Here is a 21,366-nt window from a genome sequence, read left to right as displayed (position 1 = left end):
GGTCCCGGCCCGGCTGCTCCACCGTGCTCAACTCACGTTCGGGAGGCGGGCGTCGACCTCGATCTCTATCTTCATGCGGGGGTCGGCGAGGCCGCACTCCAGCATGGTGGCGGCCGGCCGGACGTCGCCGAAGCGGCGGCGCAGCACCGGCCAGCAGGGCTCGAAGTCGGCGCGGTCCGGGAGCAGGTAGCGCACCCGGACCACGTCGGCGAAGCCGCACCCCGCCTCGGCCAGGGCGGCGCCGATGTTGCGCAGACACTGCTCGGCCTGCTCCACGACGTCGTCGGAGATCGTCATGGTGGTGTAGTCGAACCCGGTGGTTCCGGAGACATGGACCCGGTCCCCGTCGACCACGGCGCGGGCGTAGCCGATCCGCTCCTCGAAGGTGGATCCGCTGAGAATCGCTCGTCGTTGCGTCATGCGCCGAAGGTTAGGTGATCACCCCGGCCGGGTCCCATCGCCGTTTCAGGGGGTGGGCCGTGGGCAGTCGACGTCCGTCGCCGGCAGGCGGCCGGTGGCGAGGTAGGCGTTGACCGTGGCGTCGACGCAGGGGCTGCCGTAGACGCCGTAGACCGCGTGCTGGTCGGCGTCGCGCAGGGTGACCAGGCGGGAACTGGGCCAGTCGCGGCGCACCGCCCGGGCGCCGGGGTAGGTGGTGCGGGGGTCGCCGGTGGCGTTGACGAGCAGGGCGGGCAGGTCGGCGCGGACGGCGGTGGGGTGTTCGCGCGGCGGGTCCCAGAACGCGCAGGCGTTGATGTTGCGGGTGACCGGTGCGAACAGCCGGTCCCCGGCGCGGCGCAGGTCGCGCCAGTACGTCTCCGGGTCGCGGGGCGCGGGCACGTCCCCGCACAGGATGGACGCCTGCGCGCTGCCGTAGCCGGACCCGTGCCCGGTCAGCGCGAACTCCAGCGTCGAGGCCAGCCACGGGGAGGGGGTGGTGACGGTCCGGCCCTCGGCGGCGCGCCGCAGGTCCCGCACGCCCGCGGCGAAGTCGCCGTAGGCCGTGGGGTTGTCCTGCGAGAGACCGTTGAAGACGATGACGGGCAGGTCGTGGTCGTCCACCCGGTAGCCGCCCACCCGCAGGGGCGTGCGGGCGGCGGCCGACCGGGTCGCTTCCACGGTCGCCAGCACGGCGGCGCGGGTGCGGCCCAGTCCGTAGGCCGCGTCGTGGGCGGCGGCCCAGTCGGCCCAGTCGCGCAGGGCGTGCCGGTTGGCGTCCTCGGCGTCGCGCAGCAGCCGGGGGTTGTAGCGTGCGGGGTCGATCACGCCGTCCAGGACGACCCGGTCGGTGCGTCCCGGGAACATCGTGGCGTAGACCTGGCCGAGGTAACTGCCGTAGGAATAGCCCAGGTAGGAGATCCGGCGCTCGCCCAGCGCGGCCCGGATCACGTCCATGTCGCGCGCGGTGTTCCGGGTGCTGGAGTACGGCAGCAGGTCACCGGCGTGGGTGCGGCAGCTGCGGGCCAGGTCGGCGGCGAAGCGGACTTCGCGCTCGAAGCCGGCGCGGTCGGTACCGGCACCGCGGATCATGCTGCCGGTGGACCAGCGACAGTCCAGCGGGGTGCTGCGGCCGACGAAGCGGGGGTCGACACCCACCACGTCGTAGCGGGCGGCGACCTCACGCATCGCGCGGCGCACGAAGGGCGGGTCGCCGAGGGTCGGGCCGCCGGGGCCGCCGCTGTTGAGCAGCAGGGCGCCGACGCGGTGCGCGGTGTCGGTGCCTCGGATGCGGGAGATGGCGACGGTGAGGGTGCGGCCGTCGGGGCGGTCGTAGTCCAACGGGACGGTGACGTCGGCGCATTGGGCGCCGGCCTGTTCGAGTTCCCTGCCGGTGGCGTCGTCGGGGCCGAGCAGGCAGCTCTTCCAGTGCAGGTGCTGGTGGTGGTAGCGGGCGAGGGGGTCGGCGCCGGGACGGGCCGGGGCGGCGGAAGCGGGGGTGGGGGCGGTGCCCAGGGACAGCGCGCCCGCGAGGGCCAGGGCGACGGCGGATACGGCCCGCGCGGCGCGGTGGCGTGGGCGGCGGCGGCCCGGGGAGGTGGTGCCGGTCATGCCGGGGTCCTTTCGGTGGGCGTTTTCTCGCAGAGGGCCTTGTCGACGATGTCGAGGAAGTCCAGTTCGGCCTGGAGCGTGGCGGGCACCTCGTTCAGGGCGACGGCGACGGTGCGGCCGTCGGGGCCGGCGGCGACCAGGGCCCGGTGGCCGCCGGGCACGGTGCCGGCGTGGCCCCACCAGGTGGAGCCGCAGGACAGCGGTGAGGAGATCAGGCCGAGCCCGTAGCGGGCGCCGGGCCAGAGCCGGTCGGGGTCGGCGGCCACCGTCCGCCGCATCTCGGCGAGTTGCGGCGCGGGCAGCAGCCGGCCGGTGAAGAGCGCGGTGGCGAACCGGGTCAGGTCGGCCGGGGTGGACACCAGGGCGCCGCCGACGCCGCCGAAGGTCGTGTTCCAGGCGGTGCCGTCCACGCGGCGGCCGTCGGCCGCGGTGAAGTAGCTGTGCGAGTGCGGGCCTTGCAGGCGGGTGTCGTCGCCGGGCCAGTAGGTGTCGCGCAGGCCCAGCGGCGCGATGATCCGGCGGGTGATCTCCGTCTCCGGGCGGTGACCGGTGACCTCGCGGATGATCAGCCCGGCGACGAGGTAGTTGGTGGTCGCGTAGTGCCAGGGCCGGTCCGGAGGCGGCAGCCGCAGGGCGCGGGCGATCAGCTCGCGCGGCTCGAAGTGGCGGTAGCGCACCCGCTCGGGGTGCTGCCACTCGGGTGCGTCGAGGTAGTCGGGCAGCCCGCTGGTGTGCCGCAGCAGCTGTCGTACGGTGATCCGGCGGCCGTCGTAGTCGCCCGCGCGGATCAGTCCGGGCAGATAGTGCTCGACGGGCGCGTCCAGGGAAAGCCGTCCCTCGGCGGCGAGTTGCAGCACGACGGTCGCGGTGAAGGTCTTGGTGACGCTGCCGGCGCGGAGCCGGTCGGTGGTGTTCATGGGGCGGCCGGTGCGCAGATCGGCCGTGCCGCCGGTCACCGTCCAGCGGGCACAGGGCGCCACCGGGCGGGGGTCGGTGACCAGGACGGCGGCGCCGGCGATCCGGTCGTGCGTCACCAGGTGGCGCACGGACCGGCTCAGCTCCGGATGCGGGCCGCACGCGCGGGGCGCGTCCCGGGCCGGGTGCGCCACGGCGGCGGGGGCGGCGGTCAGCAGACAGGTCACGGCCAGGGCCACCGGGCCGGTGCGCCGGCGAACCACGCGGCGCGGTAAGGAAATCACCATGTGACAGCACGCTAGGCAACGCCCGCCGCGTGCTCATTCCGGCAGGCAGGCGGATCGGTCCTGGTGCCGCCCCCAGCACGGACCGGAGGACAACCCCCCGTTCCCGCTCGGGCCGCCGGGTGAACCGGCGTGTACGAGCCGGGCTCTCGCACGCCAGTACCAAGGGTGAACCGTGGACGTTGCCCCGCCGTTCGGGTACGGGCGGCTGACAGTCTGCTGGAGACGATCCGGCCCACGGCCCGACGGGGCCGGGAGCAGCGGCGCGGGTCCGCTCGTGGCCGTTGGGGGCAGGCATGACGCTGGAGGAAGTCGTGGACGGTTCCGCCTGCGGACCGGCCCGGGAGGAGGGCCGCCGGGGCGTGCCGCGGCACGTGGCCTGCGTGATGGACGGCAACGGCCGGTGGGCGGCACGGCGGTCGCTGCCGCGTACGTCGGGTCACCGCGCGGCCGAGACGACGGTGATCGACGTCATCGAGGCGGCCCGGTCGGCCGGGGTGGAGTGGCTGAGCCTGTACGCGTTCTCCACGGAGAACTGGCAGCGGCCCGGCGCCGAGATCGACTTCCTGATGCGGCTGGTCCGCCGCGTGGTGCGCAAGCACGCCCCGTTGCTGCACGCGCGCGGGATCCGCTGCCGGTTCCTCGGGGTGACGGACCCGCGCATCCCTCCGCCGCTGGCCCGGGACTTCGCCGATCTGACCACCCTGACCGCCGGGAACCGGGGCATGACGCTGACCGTGGCGTTCGATCACGGCGGGCGCCGGGACATCGTGGCGGCGGCACGGTCGCTGATCCGCAGCGGGGTGCCGGCCGAGGCCGTGGACGAGCGGTGCTTCGCCGCTCATCTGCCCTTCCCCGACACCCCTGATGTGGACCTCGTCATCCGGACCTCCGGGGAGCAGCGCATCTCCAACTTCATGCTCTGGCAGGTCGCTTACGCGGAGCTGATCTTCTCCCCGGTCCTGTGGCCCGACTTCCGCGCACCGCACTTCCTGGAGTGTCTGCACACCTATCAGCGTCGCGAGCGCCGTTTCGGCGGCGTACGGCCGAACGAGAACGGAGAACGACGACCGTGACCGAGACGGGCGCCGACGAGCCCCAGCACACCACCGGCGCCGACCAGCTCTTCGGCCTGGGCAGCCGGTTCCGCGGCTTCTTCAACGACCCGCGCTGGGCCCTGGCCATCATCCGGGCGACCGTACTGGAGGCGGCGCACCCGCAGATCGGTGCGGCCCTCGCCGACAACTCGACGTTCGTGACCCACCCGTGGCGGCGGCTGCGCAACACCGTCACGAGCCTCCAGCGCATGTCCGGCGCCGACGAGGAGGCACGGCGCAAGGAGGCGGCGCGGCTCAACCGGCTGCACAGCCGGATCAGCGGCACCGACGCCCGGGACCGGCCCTACGACGCGATGGACCCGGCGGTGCGCGCCTGGGTGGTGGCCACCCTCTTCGAGAGCAGCGTCGCGATGTGCCGGTTCGGCGGGCAGCCGCTGGAGCAGGACGCCATCGAGGAGCTGTACGGCGAATTCCGGGGCTACCTGGCCGCGTTGGACGGTGACGCCCGGCATCTGCCGCCCACGGTCCACGAGTTCTGGCCGTACTACGAGCGGGTGGTGGCGGAGGAGCTGGAGCACACGGAGGCGATGCGCATCATCCTCTACCGGCTCTTCGACCATCTGCCCGCGCCGCCGCTGCTGCACGGCCTGCCCACGCTGTGGGCGGCCGGCCGGGCGCTCGTCGGACCGGTCATCGGCGCGGTCACGGTGGCGTCCCTCCCGGAGCCGTTCCGCCACCGGGCGGGGCTGCCCGAACTGCCCGGCGCCCGGACGCTGATGCAGAGCGCCTATCTGGGCGCCGGTCTCGCCCGGTTCCTCCCGGAGGGCTGGCTGCGCACCGAGACGGTGCTGGACCTGCTCGCCCTCTCCCCCGACAGCGACGACCCCCGGGCCCGGAGCCTGCGCGCGCTGCGGGACCGGATGCGGCGGGCCGGGGCCCTGGTCCGGCTGATCACACCGCTGCCGCCGGAGCCGGAGCACGGTGACACCGGTCTTCGGCGCGGCGCGGAGGAGTTCTTCGCCACGGTGCTGGACCAGACCGGGGACGGCTATGTGGACTGGCCGGACCTCGCCGCGATGGCCCGGGAACTCGCCGGCCGCCTCGACCTGGACGAGCCGGCGGAGACCCGGCTGTACGACGCCTTCGCCGACTGGTGGCGGGAGCTGCAGACGGCTCTGGACACCGACGGCGACGGCCGGGTCAGCTGTCGGGAGTACACCGAGGCGGTGCCGTCGCTCGCCGGTCCCGCCCTGATCCGGGTCGCCGAGGTCCTCTTCGACGTCACCGACGCCAACGGCGACCAGCGCATCGACGCGGCCGAGTACCGGGCGCTGTTCCGCCGGGGCTTCCACCGCGACCTGACCGGCACCGACGACGCTTATCCGCGCGGCGCGTTCGTCCGGGACTTCCTGTCCTTCATGTCGGGCCGGGCCCGCTCGACCCCGTACGACCCGCTGCTCGCGGACGCCTGACCCACGGCCCCGGACGGGGGGCCGCCGGGCGGCGCCGGGTCAGCCGAGGCCGAGGACGCTCAGGGTGCGCTCGGCCATGCGCCGCTCGCCCAGGGCGTTGGGGTGGACGGGGACGACGCTCCGTCCGAACAGCAGCGGTTCGATCCACCGGGTGCCGGCCGGCCGGCAGGCGTCGTGCCCGGCGGATGCCTCGGCGAAGTCCACGTACACGGCCCCGGTCTCCTCGGCGGCGCGCCGCACCACGGCGTTGAGGTGGGCCTGGAGGGAGTGCAGGTAGGGCACGTCGCCCGCGGCGAGGGGCAGCTTGACGAAGCAGGACGGGTCGGCCTTGGCGGGCGTGATCCACGGGTAGCCGAGCACGGCCACCCGGGCGTGCGGCGCCTTGGCTCGGACGGCGCCGAGCGCGGCCTTCAGCGCCGGGTAGGTGCCGGCGTCGATCTGGTCGTCGAAGGTCGTGCCGTACTTGTCCTCGCACGGGCTGCCCTGGCCGCCGCTGAGGATACCGGCGGTGCCGCAGGCGAGCACGGCGTTGATGAAGGTGCCGTTGTCGTTGCCGCCGATGGTCAGCGTCACCAGGTCGGTGTCGGCGGTGACCGCGTCGGTCTGCGGGGCGACGCCGGGGTACTGGGACTCGGTGAAGTGCTTGGTCTGGGCGGCGCCGCAGGTGACGTCCGTCAGCCGGGCGCCGGTGCGATCGGCGATGACGTGGGGGTAGTTGGCGGTGGACCGCAGACACAGCGGGCTGCCGAGGTCGACGGGCAGCACACCGGACGCGGCGCTGTAGCTGTCGCCGAGGGCGGCGTAGTCCAGGGACGTGGCGGCCTGGGCCGGGGCCGCGCCGAGGCCGAGGGCCAGGGTGCCGAGGGCCGCGGACGCCGCGGTGAGGACACGACGCAGAATTGGCAGGGGCATGACACGCTCTCTTCCGGAGAGGGCCGGGGCGCACGGGCATGCCGGTGCCACGGGCGCGCCGGGAGGGATTGCCGAGAACGATTACCGAGGAGTTCTACCGATAGGTAATGTGAGGCCACTGCAACAAGAAAGCAACATTCCGGACCGAACTTTTGAAACACGTACGGTCTTGATCCGCTTACTGGCCGCCAACTCGGTATCGATCGTCCCGTTATGCGAAGTTTTTACTACGCAGGGTGCGATTTCCGCCGCGTTCGGGGCACCCGGCGACCAGGAGCACCACTACCCGCTGGAGGCACGCCATGATCGCCCTCGGCATCATCCTGCTCATCATCGGCTTCATCACGGGCATCTCGATCCTGTGGACTATCGGCATCATCCTGCTGGTGGTGGGAGCCATCCTGTGGATCATGGGGTCCATGGGCCACGCGGTCGCCGGCCGTCGTCACTTCTGGTAGCCGCGGTCCGACGCGGTCCCCTCACGCCGGTGCCCCCGCTCCTCGAGCGGGGGCACCGGCGTGATCGCGGTCAGGCGCAGGTGCCGCTGGGGCGGGCCCGGGTCACCACGTCGCCGGTGCCGGTGGTCGCGTCCAGCCAGACCACCCGGGTGCCGTCGGCCGCCGCGGCGGAGAGCTGCTCGCCCCGGTTGCAGGAGACCCGGACGCGGCGGGTGCCGTCGCCCTTGTGGTCCGGGGTGAACTGCCAGAGCTTGGACAGCGCCGCGTTGGAGATCCCGCCATCGGGCGTGCGGGCGACCATCGTCACCGCGTCCGCGCCGGCCGTCACCTCGGAGACGTTCAGGGCGTCGGGCCCGGTCTCCGGGCTGAGGTCGGTGACGTCCGAGCCGTCGAGTGCGGCGCGGCGCAGGGCGGTGGTGCCGTTCTGGCCGACGGCGTCGAGCAGCCAGTAGACGTGGTCGGCGGTGATGGCCGTCGGGCCGAGCGTGGCGTCCGCCTCGGCCTTCTGGAGCACGGTCTCCTGGCCGGTGGCCACGTCGATCAGGCGGGTGGTGGACTCGTACGCGGCGCGGACCCGCTGCCGGTCCTGGTAGACGATCCTGCCGTGGCCGACGGCCGGGAAGGTCGCGCGGTGATAGGTGCCGCCGCCGATGGTGACGACGTTCGCCGGGTCCTTCAGGCTCAGGTAGGCCACGCCGGCCCGGCCGCCGTGGTTGTAGTAGGCGAAGGTCACCGTGTCGCCGTCGACGCCGAGGGCCGAGCCGGCGCCGCGGCCGTGCCACAGGGTGCGCACCGGGCCGCCCGCGAGGGGCCGGGCGAGGATGTCCACGCCGGCGGCCCCGTGGGCCTGCCAGACCACCGTCTTGCCGTCGGTGGCCGGATTGACGTGGTAGCGGCCGTCGTTGGGGCTCATCAGCTTCAGCTGCCCCTTGCCGTCGGTGCGGCCGGCCCACACCGAGTACGGCTCCGAGCCGGACTCGTCCGACCGGGCGGCGGCCCACCAGCCGCCACCCGCGCCGACGTGGGAGTCGTAGGTGGTGACGCGGGGCAGCAGTACGTCGGAGTCGATGCCGAGGGCCTTCTCCCAGTGCGGGACGATGCCGTGCGCGGTGAACGCCTTCCGGACGGCCGTGAGGGCGCGCCCGCCGGCCCCCAGCTGCCTGGCGGCGGCGAGGACCGCGTCCCGGCCCTGGGTGAAACCGTCGAGCGGGGTGAGGTACTCGGTGAGCGCCTTGTAGACGACCGCGTCGGCGAGTTCGGGGCCGATCTCCTCGCGGATGTCCCAGAGCGCGCCGGCGAAGATGGTGGAGTTCAGGTGCACGCCGCCGTTGTCGGTGCCGAAGCCGACGCCGAGGAAGGAACCGGCCGTCGTACGCCCGTCGTTGAGGTCGCGGAAGGCGCAGCCGCGTGGGTCCTTGGTGCGGCACAGGGTCTCGCCCACCAGCCCCGAGTCGGGGTCGTCCATGGGCAGCCGGCGGGCGTCGGCCTCGATGGCGTTGCCGAAGTAGTCGGCGATGGCCTCGTTCATGGCGCCGGACTGGCCCGCGTACACCAGGTCGGCGGAGGCCGAGACGACCGCGTGGGTCATCTCGTGGCCGACCACGTCCAGGGCGGCGGACAGCGGCCGGTACTCCTCGTCGCCGGAGCCGTAGACCATCTTCTGGCCGTCCCAGAAGGCGTTGACGTAGGGCTGCCCGTAATCGGTGGCGCCGACCACGGAGTTGACGCTCATGCCGTGTCCGTCCAGGCTGTCCCGGCCGAACTTGGTGCGGAGGTAGTCGTAGACCTGGCCTGCGCCCCAGTGCGCGTCGACCGCGCCGGTCCGGGTGGCCTCGGCGTCGAACTCCGGTGCGGGTGAGGCGACTTCCCTCAGGTCGTCGGGCCAGGCGCCGGACAGGTCGCTCGCCCAGTGGCCGCCCGCGTCCCAGGTGGCGAGCACGTGGTCGGGGTCGCTCTGGATGCGGGTGCGGTCGCGCAGCACATAGGCGTCGCGGGTGTCGTCGTGGGTGACGGCGAGCGGGACGGTGGTGCCGTCCAGCCGGACGCCGCTGCCGGTGGTGCCGTCGGGCGCGGGTCCGTCGGCGAGGGCGGCGCGGGCCGCGGGCCCCTGGGCCGTGGCGGGTGCGGTGAAGGTGCGGATCCCGCTGTACTGGAGGACGGGGTAGCCGGCCCGGGCGTCGATGTACACCTCGCGCAGCACCGGTTCGCCGCCGGCCGGGCCGGTGCCGCGTACGGTGATGTGCCGGGTCAGGACGCCGGTCCCGCCCGGTATGACGACCAGGCCGTGGGCGGTTCCGGTGAGCGCGGTGTCCGCGTCCTCGTCGTCCGGGCCCGCGGTGAAGTCGCGGGCGGCGAGGTCGCGTCGTACGGCGTCGACCGCCCGCTCCACCGCCAGGGTGTCGTCGATGCCGGCGGTCGTGCCGGTGCGCAGCCCGGTGAAGTACCGGCCGGAGGTGCCGGTGACGGTCCGGCGGCCGTCGTGCCGCTCCATGCGGACGAGGTACTGCCCGCCCAGCACCGGGACCCCGTGGTGGGTCTGCTGGAGGCGTACGGTCTCCCGGTCGCCGGAGGTGAGGGTGCCGGCGGGCCTGAGGTCGCGTTCGGGGTCGGTGATCCGGTAGCGGTCCTTGCGGGCGGCGAGGTGGGCGCGGGCGGCGTCCGCCGCCGTGCGGGCCTCCGGTGCCTGTTCCCGGATGCCGTCCACCAGCGCGGGCGGCGCCGGGTCCGCACCGGGCCCGGGCGTCGCGGAACCCCCGTCCGCAGTCGTCGCGGGTGCCGTGGCCGCCGCGGGTGCCGCCGGCGCGGCGGCGGCCGCCGAGACGACGAGTGCGGCGGCGCCCACGAGCGCCGCCGCACCGGATATGCCGTTCAGCCTGGTTCTCGCTCCTGCCGCCGGTCGCCCGGCGCGTGTTCTGGAATGACGCACTGTCTCCCCAACCCCCCACATGCGTACGTCCGTCACCGGCGACGGACCGCCGCCGGTGACGGTCATTGGACGCGGTGGTACGCCCGCGCATCAACAGTCGTGACGCGACGACGGGCGATTTCCGGCCCCGGCCGGCGGCTACTGTCGCCAAAGCGCCCCGGAATTGTCCGTGATCCGTAACAGGCGGATCCCGTGATCTTTCCCGCCCGTCCTGCCAGGTGCACGGAAATCGAACGCGCGACGGACACACCAAGGGGCGGGGCGGACATGGCACGGCATGGCGGACGGGGTTGGTACGGCCGGGTGATCGCGGCGGCGGTCGGGGTGACGGCGGTGGCCGCCGTCACGTCGGTGTGGTCGGCGCAGGCCGGTCAGAGCGGCGGCGGGGCGACCGCGCCGGGTGTCTCCGCCCGGCCCGCCACGCCGAAGGCCACGCCCGTGTCCCCGTCGATCGTCCACGCCTCCGACGGGGGCGCGCACGCGGTCAACATCACCATCGACGACGGCCCGGACCCGGTCTGGACCCCGCAGGTGCTCGAACTGCTGCGGGACAACGGCGTGAAGGCGACGTTCTGCATGGTCGGCCCGCAGGCCCAGGCTCACCCCGATCTGGTCCGGCAGGTGGTGGCCGCCGGTCACCGGCTGTGCGACCACACGGTCTCGCACGACACCGGCATGGACCACGAGTCCGAGTCGTACCAGGCGCGGCAGATCCTCGACGCGGAGCGGCAGATCACCGAGGCGTCGGGCGGGGTGCGGCCGATGTACTACCGGGCCCCGGGCGGCGCCTTCACCCCCTACAGCCGGAAGCTGGCGGCCTCGCACGGGATGCGGCCCCTGGGCTGGAACGTCGACTCCAAGGACTTCGAGCGGCCGGGCAGCGAGGCGATCATCGCCACGGTCCAGGGCGAGCTGTCCAACGGCCCGACGATCCTCTTCCACGACGCGGGCGGTGACCGCTCTCAGACGGTGGCCGCGCTGCGCACCCTGCTGCCGTGGCTGAAGGAGCAGGGGTACTCCTTCGGTTTCCCGGTGCGCTGACGCGCTTTCCGGGCGCTTTGTCCGCTTGGGCGTTGCACGGTGTGCGTCGGGTGGTCACAGAGTGGTGGAGACCTCTTGTGGGGGTGTGAACGAAGCCTTTAGCCTCCGAGGCGTTGTGCACAGCGAAACCATCATTGCGCATGCTGCAACGCCTCATCGGAGGAGCAGTCCATGAAGCTGTCCGTCCGCCTTGCCGGGTTCACCGCGCTCGCCGCCGTCCTGGCCACCGCCTGCGCGCCCCAGACCTCCGGCACCTCCTCCTCCGGCAAGGACGAGAAGACCGGGACCCTGCGCGTCTGGCTCTTCCAGGAGGTCGACAACCAGCCCAAGCAGCGCGTCGTCGACGCGGTCCTCGCCGATTTCGAGAAGGCGCACCGGGGCGCCGAGGTCACCGTGGAGTACATCCCGGTGGAGACCCGGGCCCAGCGGGTCAAGGCCGCCTTCAACGACCCCAGGTCCGCGCCGGACGTCATCGAGTACGGCAACACCGACACCGCCGGCTATGTGAAGGACGGCGGACTCGCCGACGTCACCCGGGACTTCGACGCCTGGAGCGAGGCCCGGGACACCGACCCCACCGCCCGGCGCTCGGTCACGGTGGACGGCAGGGTCTACGGGGCGCCGTACTTCGTCGGCATCCGGGCGCTGTACTACCGCACCGACGTCTTCCGCCGGCTCGGGCTGCGGGTACCGCGGACGCAGGCCGAGCTGATCTCCACCGCCAAGCGCGTCCGCGCCGCGCGCCCCGATCTGTACGGCCTGGCCGTCGGGGGTGCCTACACCTACGGCGCGCTGCCGTTCCTGTGGGCCAACGGCGGCGACCTGGCCACCGGGAAGGGCGGCGGGTACGCCTCCGCCCTCGGTACTCCCGCCGCCCGCGCGGGCATCGAGGCGTACACCTCCCTCTTCGGCGACGACAACTGCCCCGCCGCCAAGTGCGCGAGCTGGACCGGCAACGACACGGTGACCGCGTTCGCCGCGGGCAAGGCCGCCATGGCGATCGGCGGGAACTTCAGCCACGCCGCCGTGGACGCCGGGAAGGCCAAGGGGAAGTACGCGGTGGTCCCGCTGCCCGGGGTGAGGGCCGGCTCGATCGCGCCGGCCTTCGCGGGCGGCAACAACATCGGGGTGCTGAAGAGCACGTCGCACCGCACGCTCGCCGTGGACCTGATGAAGCGGCTCGCCTCGAAGCAGGCGCAGGGGCGGCTGTTCGACGCGATGGGCTTCCTGCCGACCTTCACGGACGTACGGGAACAGGCCGCCGCCAAGGAGCCGTTCGTGAAGCCGTTCGTCGACACCCTCGCCGCCGGCACCAGGTTCGTGCCGGTCACGCCCGCCTGGGCGCAGATCGACTCCTCGCTGGTGCTGCCGACCATGTTCCAGGAGATCGTCAGCGGCCGGAAGGACGTGGCGGACGCCTCGGCCGACGCGGCGAAGAAGATGGACGACGCGTTCGGGTCCGCCGGATGAGGCGGACGACGGTGGCACCCCCGGCGAAGCGGAGCGCCCCGGCGACCGGCGCCCGGCGGGCCCCCGCGACGACGCCCTCCCGCCGCCGGGGCCCGCGCCCGCGCGGCGGCTGGACCCCCTGGCTCTATCTCGCGCCGGCCCTCGCCGTCCTCGGCGCCCTGCTGGTCTACCCGGTCTACCAGCTCGGGCTGATCTCGTTCCTGGAGTACACCCAGGCCCAGGTCAGCGGCGGGGAACCGACCCGCTTCCGGGGCCTGGCCAACTACACCGACCTGTTCGCCGACGACCAGTTCGGTCAGGTACTGCTGGCCACGGTCGGCTTCGCGGCGGCCTGTGTGCTCGGCACGCTGGCGGTGGGCTGCGCGCTCGCCGTCCTGCTCACCCGGGTCCGCGCGCTCCCCCGGCTCGCGCTACTGCTGGCCGCGCTGGGCGCGTGGGCGACACCGACGATCACCGGCTCCACCGTCTGGCTGTTCCTCTTCGACCCCGACTTCGGCCCGGTGAACCGCCTCCTCGGGCTCGGCGACTTCTCCTGGACGTACGGCCGTTACAGCGCGTTCCTGCTGGTGCTGCTCGAAGTGGTGTGGTGTTCCTTCCCGTTCGTGATGATCACGGTCTACGCCGGGATCCGCGCCGTTCCCGGCGAGGTGCTGGAGGCCGCCGCGCTGGACGGCGCCTCGCAGTGGCGGATCTGGCGCTCGGTGCTCGCGCCGATGCTGCGGCCGATCCTCGGCATCGTCACCGTCCAGTCGGTGATCTGGGACTTCAAGGTGTTCACCCAGATCTACGTGATGACGGGCGGCGGCGGCATCGCCGGGCAGAACCTGGTGCTGAACGTGTACGCCTACCAGAAGGCGTTCGCGTCCTCGCAGTACAGCCTCGGTTCGGCGATCGGCGTCGTGATGCTGCTGCTCCTGCTGGCCGTCACGCTCGGCTATCTGCGGCTGCTGCGCCGCCAAGGGGAGGAACTGTGAGTCGCGTACGCCTTCCGGTACGGCGCCCCTGGCGGCTGGCCGCCGAGGCGACCGCGCTGCTGGTCGCCGCGGTCGTCGCCTTCCCGCTGTACTGGATGCTCCTCGGCGCCTTCCGGCCGGCCGGGGAGATCGAGTCCACCGAGCCACGGCCCTGGACGGCCTCCCCCACCCTGGACTCCTTCCGACGCGTGTTCGAACAGCACGAGTTCGGCCGGTACTTCGTCAACAGCCTCGTCGTCGCGGGGAGCGTCGTCGTCGCCTCCGCGCTGATCGCGTTCCTCGCCGCGACCGCCGTCACGCGCTTCCGGTTCCGCTTCCGGACCACCCTGCTGATCATGTTCCTGGTGGCCCAGATGGTCCCGGTGGAGGCGCTCACCATCCCGTTGTTCTTCCTGATGCGGGACTTCGGGCTGCTGAACACGCTGGGTTCGCTGATCCTGCCGCACATCGCCTTCTCGCTGCCGTTCGCGGTCTGGATGCTGCGGGGGTTCGTACGGGCCGTTCCGGAGTCCCTGGAGGAGGCCGCGTACCTCGACGGCGCGAGCCGCGCGCGGTTCCTGTGGCGGATCCTGCTCCCCCTGGTCCTGCCGGGCCTGGTGGCCACGAGCGTGTTCTCCTTCATCTCCGCGTGGAACGACTTCCTGTTCGCCAAGTCCTTCATCATCAGCGACACTTCGCAGTCGACGCTGCCGATGGCCCTGCTGGTCTTCTACAAGCCCGACGAACCGGACTGGGGCGGTGTCATGGCGGCGTCCACGGTGATGACGGTCCCGGTGCTGGTCTTCTTCGTGCTGGTCCAGCGGCGCCTGGTCTCGGGCCTGGGCGGAGCGGTGAAGGACTGACGCGCCGCGCCCCACCCCGGGAAAATCGCTGGCCACACCCTCGTACGCGCTGCTGGGATGGGGCGATGCAAGACGAACACACAGCGATGGTGGACCGGGGAGCGTACCCGGACGCCGTGACTCCGTGGGAGACGGAGTCCTGGCGGACGGCGGTGCTGGACTGGGTGGGCGGGCACCTCACCGAGCGGGGGCTCGGCGTGAACGGCCCGCTGCGGGTGCGGCTGCGGCCCTGGTCGGTGCTCGTCCGGGTGCCCGTCACCGGGGAGGGCGCCGTCTGGTTCAAGGCGACTCCGCCGAGTGCCGCGTTCGAGGGTCCGCTGACCGCCGCGCTGGCCCGCTGGGTGCCGGACCACGTGCTCAGCCCGCTGGCCGTCGACGCGGGGCGCGGCTGGGTGCTGCTCCCGGACGGCGGGCAGCTGTTCCGGGCGGTGCTCGACCGGGAGCCGGTGGAGCCGCGCGAGTGGGAGTCGCTGCTGGGCCAGTACGCGGGGATGCAGCGCGACCTGGTGGCGCGCGCCGCCGAGATGGAGCGGCTCGGGGTGCCCTCCGCGCGGACCGCCGACCTGCCCGTGGTGTTCGACCGGCTGCTCGACGCGAACACCGCGCTCGGCCCGGACGAGCGCGTCCGGCTGAAGGCGCTGCGGCCCCGGCTCGTCGACTGGTGTGCCGAACTGGCCGCCGCCGGCATCCCGGACACACTGGACCACGCCGATCTGCACGACGGGCAGCTGCTGCGGCCGGCACCCGGCCGGTTCACCTTCTTCGACTGGGGCGACGCCGCCGTCACCCACCCGTTCTGCAGTCTGCGCGTCCCCGCCGAGCGGGCCCGCGACCGCTACGGGCCCGAGGTGCTGCCCCGGCTGCTCGACGCCTATCTGGAGCCGTGGACCGGCGCCGGCCGCACGCCGGCCGGGCTACGGCGTGCGGCGGGACTGGCCTGGCGGCTGAGCGCGCTGGGCCGGGCCGCCTCCTGGGGCCGGATGTTCCCCGCCGCCCCCGGCACCGCGCCGGGGGCGGAGGAGAGCGCCGAGTGGCTGCGGGAACTCCTGGCCGAACCGCCCTTCCCGGGCTGACCAGCCGCCGGTCAGGGCAGCGGGGTGCCGCCGGTCGCGTTGAGGATCTCGCCGGTGATGTAGCCGGCCTGGGGCGAGGCGAGATAGACGTAGGCCGGCGCCAGTTCGGCGGGCTGGGCCGGGCGGCCGAGCGGGCTCTGCTTGCCGAACTCGGCGGTGTCGGGCATGGTCGCGGGGATCAGCGGGGTCCACACCGGGCCCGGTGCGACGGCGTTGACCCGGATGCCGCGCTCGGCGACCATCTGGGCCAGCCCGTGGGTGAACGTGACGATGGCGCCCTTGGTCATCGCGTAGTCCAGCAGGTGCGGGCTGGGCTGGTAGGCCTGTACGGACGTGGTGTTGAGGACGCAGCCGCCGGCCGGGATGTGCGGCAGGGCGAACTTGGTCAGCCAGAACATGCCGTACAGGTTCGTCCGCAGCACCCGGTCGAACTGCTCGGTGCTGATGGCCTCGATGCCGTCCGGCTGGGACATCTGGTAGGCGGCGTTGTTGACGAGGACGTCGATGCGGCCGAACTCGTCGACCGCCCGCGCGATCAGCGCGCGGCAGTTGTCCTCCTCCCTGATGTCGCAGGACACGGCGACGGCCTTGCGGCCCGCGTCCTCGACCAGACGGGCGGTCTCGCGCGCCTCGTCCTCCTCCTCGGCGAGGTGGGTGAACAGCACGTCGGCGCCCTCGCGGGCGAAGGCGAGCGCCACCGCCCGTCCGATGCCGGAGTCCCCTCCCGTGATCACGGTCCGCAGCCCGTCGAGCCGGCCGGCGCCGCGGTAGGACTCCTCGCCGTGGTCGGGCGGCGGGTCCATGGGGCCGGTCCAGCCCGGATGGGGCTGGTCCTGGGAGGGGAAGTCGGGGCGGGCGTGCTGGGTGACCGGATCGGGCCGGTCACCGTGCTGGTCCGTCACGGTGGCCTCCTGTGTCTCTCGAGAACGGGACAGGCGGCCGGGTTCCCGCCTGGCGGCGGGTGAAAAGCGTTCCGAGCCGGTCAGACGGTCGGCGCTTCCGGACCGGCGGCCCGCATCGCGTCCCGGCGGGCGAGGTTGTACAGGCGCAGCAGATGCTTGGCCACGGCGCAGGGCGTGGCGTCGGCATGGCACTGGCGGCACGTGTTCATGTGGTGTTCGTAGGTGAAGCGCGCGTTTTCCAACGCGTCATTGACAGATGACATGGACTTCTCCGGGCAGGGCGCCGTCCGGGGACGACACCTAGTTGACTGACTGGTACACCCGGAACAAGGTGATCATGTTACTGCCGGTACTGGGAAACTCGTACAGTCTCTGCCCTTCTCACCTGGGACTTTTCACCCCGGCGGGCCGAAGCCGATGTTCCGCTTCGTCGTTGTCCCCGGTGATCCCGTACCGGACGTACCACTTCTCCCGGGGCCTGGACGGTACGGCTTCGAGGCGGCGCTGTCCGGGCGCGGCCACACGCCGGCCGACCTCGGTGCCTACCACGAGCCGGCCACCGACCTGGCCCTCTTCCACCGTCAGAGGCGTGCACGCCGAGCTCGGTGACGCGCGGGCCGGGGACCTGATCCCGGCGTGCCGAACGCCCACGGCGGACGGGGCCCGCGGGACGGCCCCGTCCCGCGCCGAGGCGTGGGACGGGGCCGGGTGGTACGAGCGAGCGACGGGCCGGAGCCCGGGGTCAGGCCAGGTCGCTATCAGCCCCAGCCGATGACGGGCTCGGCGGCGGCACGGAGGCGGGTGATGCGCGACCTGGTGTTCCTTCGTTCTCGGGTGGGTGTGACGTGCGAGCGAAGGGCGGCGGGTCCTTTGTGCGTCCGGGCCCCGGGGCCCGCCGCCGTCCTCGTGATCACTACCCTGCCGCCCCGTCGGTGCCGCCGGAAGGCCTTGGGCCTGGCATCGAGCTGCCCGGCACCTTCAGGACAGGAGCCCCCGCACCGACGAGGGGCCGTCCACGGGGACGTATCCCTGGGCTCCGCCGAAGCGTGACCGGCTACCGCACCTCCCGCAGGGCCCGCGCGTGGTTCAGGAAGGCCGTGAGTCCCACCTCGAAGGCGCGGTCGGCGCGGCCGTCGCCCGCCGCCTCGAGGGCCTCGGCCAGGCGCGGGGTCGGAGTGCCGTCCGCCAGCTCCCACATGGCCTCGGGGGCGGCCAGGTCGAGGGCCGAGCCCAGCACCAGGTTCTCCAGGGCGACGATCAGCGGCATGATCGTCGTCGGCTCGAAGCCGGCCGCGAGCAGGACGCCCACCGCGCGTTCGTACTGGGCGAGGACCCGGGGCGCGCGGACGGGTGAGGTCATCAGCAGCGGGATCACCCGGGGGTGGGCGGCGAACGCGGCCCGGTAGGACCGCGCCCACGCCTCCATGGCCGCGTCCCACGGGGTCAGGTCCAGGGTGGCGGGGTCGATGGCGGCGCAGACGCGCTCGCGCAGCAGCTCCACGATGCCGTCCCGGCCGTCCACGTGGTGGTACACCGAGCCGGTCTGCACGCCGAGCCCGCGGGCTATCCGCGGCACGGTGAAGTCACCGGTCTCGTCGATGAGCTGGAGCGCGGTGGTGGTGATGCGCTCGCGGTCGAGGAGCGGTGTGCGCGGCCGTCCCATGGTCAGCGTCTCCCTGAGGTCTTCCCGGATGCCCAGCGGCAGGTTACATTGCGGAAACCGAAAGCCTTTAGGTTTACGGCTCCGGGCGCCCGCCATCCCCTCGTGCACCCGCAAGACGCCGGCTCGGACGGCCCACCCCGGCCGCGCCCGCCGGCGACCCGCGCACCCCGCTGCCCCACCACCGGGACCTGCTCCCCTCCGCTGTCAGAAGGGCTCCCGTATGTCCGTGACCACCGCCGGACTCCCGGAGAAGGACGCGCCGTCCGACGCGCCCGGCCTCCGGTCCGGCACCCTCGGCACCGCCGACATCGCCTTCTTCGTCGTCTCCGCCGCCGCGCCGCTGACCGTCATGGCCGGCGTCGCCCCGCTCGCCCTCCTGCTGGGCGGCGTCGGCGCGCCCGTCGGCTATCTGCTGGCCGGACTGACCCTGGCCGTCTTCGCCGTCGGCTTCACCACCATGAGCCGCCATGTCACGAGCGGCGGCGCGTTCTACGCGTACATCACCCGGGGCCTCGGCCGCCCGGCCGGGATCGGTGCCGCCCTGCTCGCCCTGGTCGGCTACAACGGCATGGAGATCGGTGTCTACGGCCTCCTCGCCACCACCACCCGCGACACCGCGCACGCCCTCTTCGGCGCCGACGTGCCCTGGCTGCCGGTGGCGCTGGCCGGCCTGGTGCTGATCGGCTACGGCGGCTACCGCTCGATCGACTTCGGCGCCAAGGTCCTCGGGGTCCTGCTGGTCGCCGAGACCGGGATACTCGTGCTGCTCGCGGGCGGGGTGCTGGTGCGCGGCGGCGCGCACGGCCTCTCCCTGTCCTCGCTCGCCCCGGCGCATGTGTTCGTGCCCGGCACGGCGGCCGTCCTCGCCTTCGCGTTCGCCGCGTTCACCGGCTTCGAGTCGACCGTCATCTACCGCCGCGAGGCCCGCGACCCCGCGCGCACGGTGCCGCGCGCCACCTACGCGGCCGTCGGCTTCCTCGGCCTGTTCTACGCGTTCACCGTGTGGATCGCCGTCCAGGCGTTCGGCGACGACCGGGTCGTACAGGCCGCCGGGGAGGACCCGGCCGGGCTCTTCTTCACCGCGATCACCACCTATGTGGGCGGCTGGGCCGCCGACTTGATGCACGTCTTCATCGTCACCAGCGTCCTCGCCTCGCTGCTCGCCTTCCACAACGCCATCAACCGTTACGCGCTGGCGCTGGCCGAGGAGGGCGTGCTGCCCCGCCGGCTGGGCCGCGTCCACCCCCGGCACCGCTCCCCCTACCTGGCGGGCCTGGCCCAGACCGCCCTCGGCGCCGTGGTCGTCCTCGCCTTCCGGGCCGCCGGCGCCGACCCGTACCAGCAGTTGCTGCTGTGGGTGAACACCCCGGGAATGATCGGCCTGTTGCTGCTCCAGCTGCTGGCCGCGCTCGCCGTGTTCCGCTACTTCCGGCGGGTGCGGCACACCGAGGGCCGGGTGCGCACGGTGCTGGCCCCCGCCCTCGCCGCCGTCCTGCTGGCGGCCGCGATCGTGCTGGTGGTCTCCCACATCGACCTGTTCACCGGTGCGCCACGCGCCGTGAACGTCGTGCTCGTCGTCGCCGCGCCCGCCGTCTTCGTCCTCGGCCTGCCGCTGGCGTGGTGGCTGCGCCGCGACCGGCCGGGCGTCTACGCGACGTTCGGCACCGAACCCACCGAATGACCCTTTTCCCGCTAGGAGTTCACGGCATGCCCACTGCCGATCTCGTCCTCGCCGGCGCCCGGATCCGCACCCTGGACCCCGCCCGTCCCACCGCCACGGCCGTCGCCCTGCGCGACGGGCTGATCACCGCCGTCGGCACGGCGGACGACGTGCGGGACTGGCGCGGCCCCGGCACCGAGACCGTCGATCTGCGCGGCGCGCACCTGGTGCCGGGCCTGACCGACGCGCACAGCCACCCGGTGTGGGGCCTCGACATGGCGACCGGCACCGATCTGTCCGGTGTGACGGACCTGGCCGGGCTGCGCGCGGCGCTCGCCCGCGCCGAGCGGACCGAGGGCTGGGTGGTCGGTTACGGGCTGGACCACAACGCGTTCCAGGGCCGCCCGGTCCACCATGAGCTGGTGGCGGACGTGCTGGGCGACACCCCGGCCTTCCTGCGCCTGTACGACGGTCACTCCGCCCTCGCCAACGGGCCCGCGCTGGCCGCCGCCGGGGTGACCGGTCCGCGCGCCTTCGACCAGCGCGCCCAGGTGGTGTGCGACGCCTCGGGGCAGCCCACCGGGCATCTGGTCGAGCACGCGGCGATGGACCTGGTCACCGGCGTCGTGCCCCGGCCCTCGTACGGTGAACGGCGGGCGCGGCTGCTTGAGTTGCTGTCGGCCATGGCGGCGACCGGGCTGACCGGCGCCCATGTGATGGACGGCGGGGACCTGGAGCTGGTGGACGCGGTGGCGCGGGAGACGGTGCTGCCGGTGCGGCTGCGGTTCGCGCCCTGGTGCATGCCGGGCGCGGACGCCGACGCGCTGCGCGAGCTGATCGAGGCGCAGGGCCGGGGCGGCCGGCACTGGGTGGTCGGCGGGGTCAAGTTCTTCATGGACGGCACCGTGGAGGGCGGCACGGCCTGGCTGGAGCACCCCGACTGCCACGGGCAGGGCACCGACGCGTTCTGGCCGGACCCGCGCGCGTACGCCGAGGCCGTGCGCACCCTGCACGCGGCCGGGGTGCGCACCGCCACGCACGCCATCGGGGACGCCGCCGTCCGGCACGTCCTGGACACGGTGGCCTCGCTGGGGCCGGGCGGGCACGGTGCGCACCGGATCGAGCACATCGAGACCGCGCCCGACGAACTGCTGCCGCGTTTCGGCGAGTTGGGCGTCGCCGCCTCTCTGCAACCGCCGCACACCGGCTACACCCGCGACGACGGCACCGATGAGTGGTCGCGCCGGCTGGGCGGCGACCGGGCCGCCCGCGCCTGGCGGCTGCGGGATCTGCGGGAGGCCGGGGCCACGGTCGCCCTCGGCTCGGACTGGCCGATCGCGCACTACGACGTGCGGGCGGTGCTGGCGACGGCCCGCCGCCCCAAGGGCGCCGCGGCGCGCCGGCCGGGGCTCACCGCGGCGCAGGCACTGGAGGGCTGCACCTCGCACGCAGCGGCGGCCGCCGGGGAGGCCGGCGTGGCCGGCCGGATCGCGCCCGGCTTCCGGGCCGACCTGACCGCGCTGGCCGTCGACCCCGTGCACGCACCCGGTGACGAACTCACCGATGCTCCCGTGGTGTTGACGGTGACCGGTGGGCATGTGACGCACCGGGGACCGGCCGGAGCGGTCCGATAGGATCGGCGTACGGCATCGCGTGTCGGTCACCGT

At 73.4% G+C, this 21,366-nt stretch carries 18 protein-coding genes; 10 read left to right on the top strand and 8 right to left on the bottom strand.

The window, feature by feature from the left end:
- Nucleotides 1-27 precede the first annotated feature (27 nt).
- The 3 genes from IE251_RS17130 to IE251_RS17120 are packed head-to-tail and all read right to left on the bottom strand — an operon-like array spanning nt 28 to nt 3,251.
- Nucleotides 28-420: a RidA family protein gene (locus tag IE251_RS17130; protein ID WP_189753833.1), complete on the bottom strand. Its 393-nt coding sequence runs from the start codon at nt 418-420 to the stop codon at nt 28-30.
- Between the two features lie 45 nt (nt 421-465).
- Nucleotides 466-2,049: an alpha/beta fold hydrolase gene (locus IE251_RS17125; RefSeq protein ID WP_189753832.1), complete on the bottom strand. Its 1,584-nt coding sequence runs from the start codon at nt 2,047-2,049 to the stop codon at nt 466-468.
- Nucleotides 2,046-3,251 (bottom strand): serine hydrolase domain-containing protein, encoded by a 1,206-nt coding sequence (locus IE251_RS17120; RefSeq protein ID WP_189753831.1) that lies wholly within the window; start codon nt 3,249-3,251, stop codon nt 2,046-2,048. Before IE251_RS17120 ends, IE251_RS17125 begins: the two co-directional genes overlap by 4 nt.
- 293 nt (nt 3,252-3,544) lie before the next feature.
- Between IE251_RS17120 and uppS the strand changes: the two genes are divergently transcribed.
- Nucleotides 3,545-4,324, top strand: a complete 780-nt coding sequence (uppS, locus tag IE251_RS17115) for a polyprenyl diphosphate synthase (RefSeq protein WP_267925510.1) — start codon at nt 3,545-3,547, stop codon at nt 4,322-4,324.
- The gene (locus tag IE251_RS17110) at nt 4,321-5,778 is read left to right on the top strand and encodes an oxygenase MpaB family protein (protein WP_189753830.1); all 1,458 of its coding nucleotides are present in this window, start codon (nt 4,321-4,323) and stop codon (nt 5,776-5,778) included. Before uppS ends, IE251_RS17110 begins: the two co-directional genes overlap by 4 nt.
- A gap of 39 nt (nt 5,779-5,817) precedes the next feature.
- On the opposite strand, the gene IE251_RS17105 is transcribed toward IE251_RS17110, so the two are convergent.
- Nucleotides 5,818-6,690, bottom strand: a complete 873-nt coding sequence (locus tag IE251_RS17105; RefSeq protein WP_189753829.1) for an SGNH/GDSL hydrolase family protein — start codon at nt 6,688-6,690, stop codon at nt 5,818-5,820.
- A 302-nt stretch (nt 6,691-6,992) separates the two neighbouring features.
- Here IE251_RS17105 and IE251_RS17100 point away from each other — a divergent pair, with 302 nt between their 5' ends.
- Complete coding sequence (locus IE251_RS17100) at nt 6,993-7,148, top strand: DUF6131 family protein (protein ID WP_167345761.1); 156 nt, start codon at nt 6,993-6,995, stop codon at nt 7,146-7,148.
- Between the two features lie 70 nt (nt 7,149-7,218).
- On the opposite strand, the gene IE251_RS17095 is transcribed toward IE251_RS17100, so the two are convergent.
- A complete protein-coding gene (locus IE251_RS17095) occupies nt 7,219-9,990 on the bottom strand; it encodes a M4 family metallopeptidase (RefSeq protein WP_229896807.1) in 2,772 nt (923 codons plus the stop codon).
- A 351-nt stretch (nt 9,991-10,341) separates the two neighbouring features.
- Here IE251_RS17095 and IE251_RS17090 point away from each other — a divergent pair, with 351 nt between their 5' ends.
- From IE251_RS17090 to IE251_RS17070, 5 genes are all read left to right on the top strand, one after another.
- Nucleotides 10,342-11,115, top strand: coding sequence for a polysaccharide deacetylase family protein (locus IE251_RS17090; RefSeq protein ID WP_189753828.1), 774 nt, complete (start codon nt 10,342-10,344; stop codon nt 11,113-11,115).
- A gap of 171 nt (nt 11,116-11,286) precedes the next feature.
- Entirely contained in the window at nt 11,287-12,585 is a 1,299-nt protein-coding gene (locus IE251_RS17085; RefSeq protein WP_189753827.1) for an extracellular solute-binding protein, read from the top strand.
- Nucleotides 12,582-13,559 (top strand): carbohydrate ABC transporter permease, encoded by a 978-nt coding sequence (locus tag IE251_RS17080; RefSeq protein WP_229896806.1) that lies wholly within the window; start codon nt 12,582-12,584, stop codon nt 13,557-13,559. Before IE251_RS17085 ends, IE251_RS17080 begins: the two co-directional genes overlap by 4 nt.
- Nucleotides 13,556-14,401 carry a carbohydrate ABC transporter permease gene (locus tag IE251_RS17075; RefSeq protein ID WP_189753826.1) on the top strand — a complete coding sequence of 282 codons (846 nt, stop codon included), beginning with the start codon at nt 13,556-13,558 and terminating at the stop codon, nt 14,399-14,401. The genes IE251_RS17080 and IE251_RS17075 overlap by 4 nt, the downstream gene beginning before the upstream one ends.
- 65 nt (nt 14,402-14,466) lie before the next feature.
- A complete protein-coding gene (locus IE251_RS17070; RefSeq protein WP_229896805.1) occupies nt 14,467-15,474 on the top strand; it encodes a phosphotransferase in 1,008 nt (335 codons plus the stop codon).
- Nucleotides 15,475-15,485: 11 nt separating this feature from the next.
- Here IE251_RS17070 and IE251_RS17065 read toward each other — a convergent pair whose 3' ends face one another.
- The 3 genes from IE251_RS17065 to IE251_RS17055 all read right to left on the bottom strand — a co-directional run bounded on the left by IE251_RS17065 (nt 15,486) and on the right by IE251_RS17055 (nt 18,039).
- On the bottom strand, nt 15,486-16,376 hold the full coding sequence (locus IE251_RS17065) for an SDR family oxidoreductase (protein WP_189753825.1): 891 nt from the start codon (nt 16,374-16,376) through the stop codon (nt 15,486-15,488).
- Nucleotides 16,377-16,456: 80 nt separating this feature from the next.
- On the bottom strand, nt 16,457-16,639 hold the full coding sequence (locus IE251_RS17060) for a hypothetical protein (protein WP_189753824.1): 183 nt from the start codon (nt 16,637-16,639) through the stop codon (nt 16,457-16,459).
- Nucleotides 16,640-17,430: 791 nt separating this feature from the next.
- Complete coding sequence (locus IE251_RS17055) at nt 17,431-18,039, bottom strand: TetR/AcrR family transcriptional regulator (RefSeq protein WP_189753823.1); 609 nt, start codon at nt 18,037-18,039, stop codon at nt 17,431-17,433.
- Nucleotides 18,040-18,259: 220 nt separating this feature from the next.
- Here IE251_RS17055 and IE251_RS17050 point away from each other — a divergent pair, with 220 nt between their 5' ends.
- Together IE251_RS17050 and IE251_RS17045 are read left to right on the top strand one after the other, a co-directional pair.
- Entirely contained in the window at nt 18,260-19,720 is a 1,461-nt protein-coding gene (locus tag IE251_RS17050) for an APC family permease (RefSeq protein ID WP_189753822.1), read from the top strand.
- Between the two features lie 26 nt (nt 19,721-19,746).
- On the top strand, nt 19,747-21,333 hold the full coding sequence (locus tag IE251_RS17045) for an amidohydrolase (RefSeq protein WP_189753821.1): 1,587 nt from the start codon (nt 19,747-19,749) through the stop codon (nt 21,331-21,333).
- The last annotated feature ends 33 nt before the right edge of the window (nt 21,334-21,366 follow it).

The sequence above is a fragment of the Streptomyces eurythermus genome (assembly GCF_014649115.1).
GTDB lineage: Bacteria > Actinomycetota > Actinomycetes > Streptomycetales > Streptomycetaceae > Streptomyces > Streptomyces eurythermus.
The sequence above is the reverse complement of the archived record's forward strand: the minus strand, read 5'-3'. Positions and strand labels throughout refer to the sequence as shown.

Excerpts from the sequence above, each read along its gene's own strand:
- IE251_RS17130 (WP_189753833.1), bottom strand. The coding sequence starts at position 420 with ATGACGCAACGACGAGCGATTCTCAGCGGATCCACCTTCGAGGAGCGG.
- IE251_RS17125 (WP_189753832.1), bottom strand. The coding sequence starts at position 2,049 with ATGACCGGCACCACCTCCCCGGGCCGCCGCCGCCCACGCCACCGCGCC.
- IE251_RS17120 (WP_189753831.1), bottom strand. The coding sequence starts at position 3,251 with ATGGTGATTTCCTTACCGCGCCGCGTGGTTCGCCGGCGCACCGGCCCG.
- uppS (WP_267925510.1), top strand. The coding sequence starts at position 3,545 with ATGACGCTGGAGGAAGTCGTGGACGGTTCCGCCTGCGGACCGGCCCGG.
- IE251_RS17105 (WP_189753829.1), bottom strand. The coding sequence starts at position 6,690 with ATGCCCCTGCCAATTCTGCGTCGTGTCCTCACCGCGGCGTCCGCGGCC.
- IE251_RS17100 (WP_167345761.1), top strand. The coding sequence starts at position 6,993 with ATGATCGCCCTCGGCATCATCCTGCTCATCATCGGCTTCATCACGGGC.
- IE251_RS17090 (WP_189753828.1), top strand. The coding sequence starts at position 10,342 with ATGGCACGGCATGGCGGACGGGGTTGGTACGGCCGGGTGATCGCGGCG.
- IE251_RS17085 (WP_189753827.1), top strand. The coding sequence starts at position 11,287 with ATGAAGCTGTCCGTCCGCCTTGCCGGGTTCACCGCGCTCGCCGCCGTC.
- IE251_RS17080 (WP_229896806.1), top strand. The coding sequence starts at position 12,582 with ATGAGGCGGACGACGGTGGCACCCCCGGCGAAGCGGAGCGCCCCGGCG.
- IE251_RS17070 (WP_229896805.1), top strand. The coding sequence starts at position 14,467 with ATGCAAGACGAACACACAGCGATGGTGGACCGGGGAGCGTACCCGGAC.
- IE251_RS17060 (WP_189753824.1), bottom strand. The coding sequence starts at position 16,639 with ATGTCATCTGTCAATGACGCGTTGGAAAACGCGCGCTTCACCTACGAA.
- IE251_RS17055 (WP_189753823.1), bottom strand. The coding sequence starts at position 18,039 with ATGGGACGGCCGCGCACACCGCTCCTCGACCGCGAGCGCATCACCACC.
- IE251_RS17050 (WP_189753822.1), top strand. The coding sequence starts at position 18,260 with ATGTCCGTGACCACCGCCGGACTCCCGGAGAAGGACGCGCCGTCCGAC.
- IE251_RS17045 (WP_189753821.1), top strand. The coding sequence starts at position 19,747 with ATGCCCACTGCCGATCTCGTCCTCGCCGGCGCCCGGATCCGCACCCTG.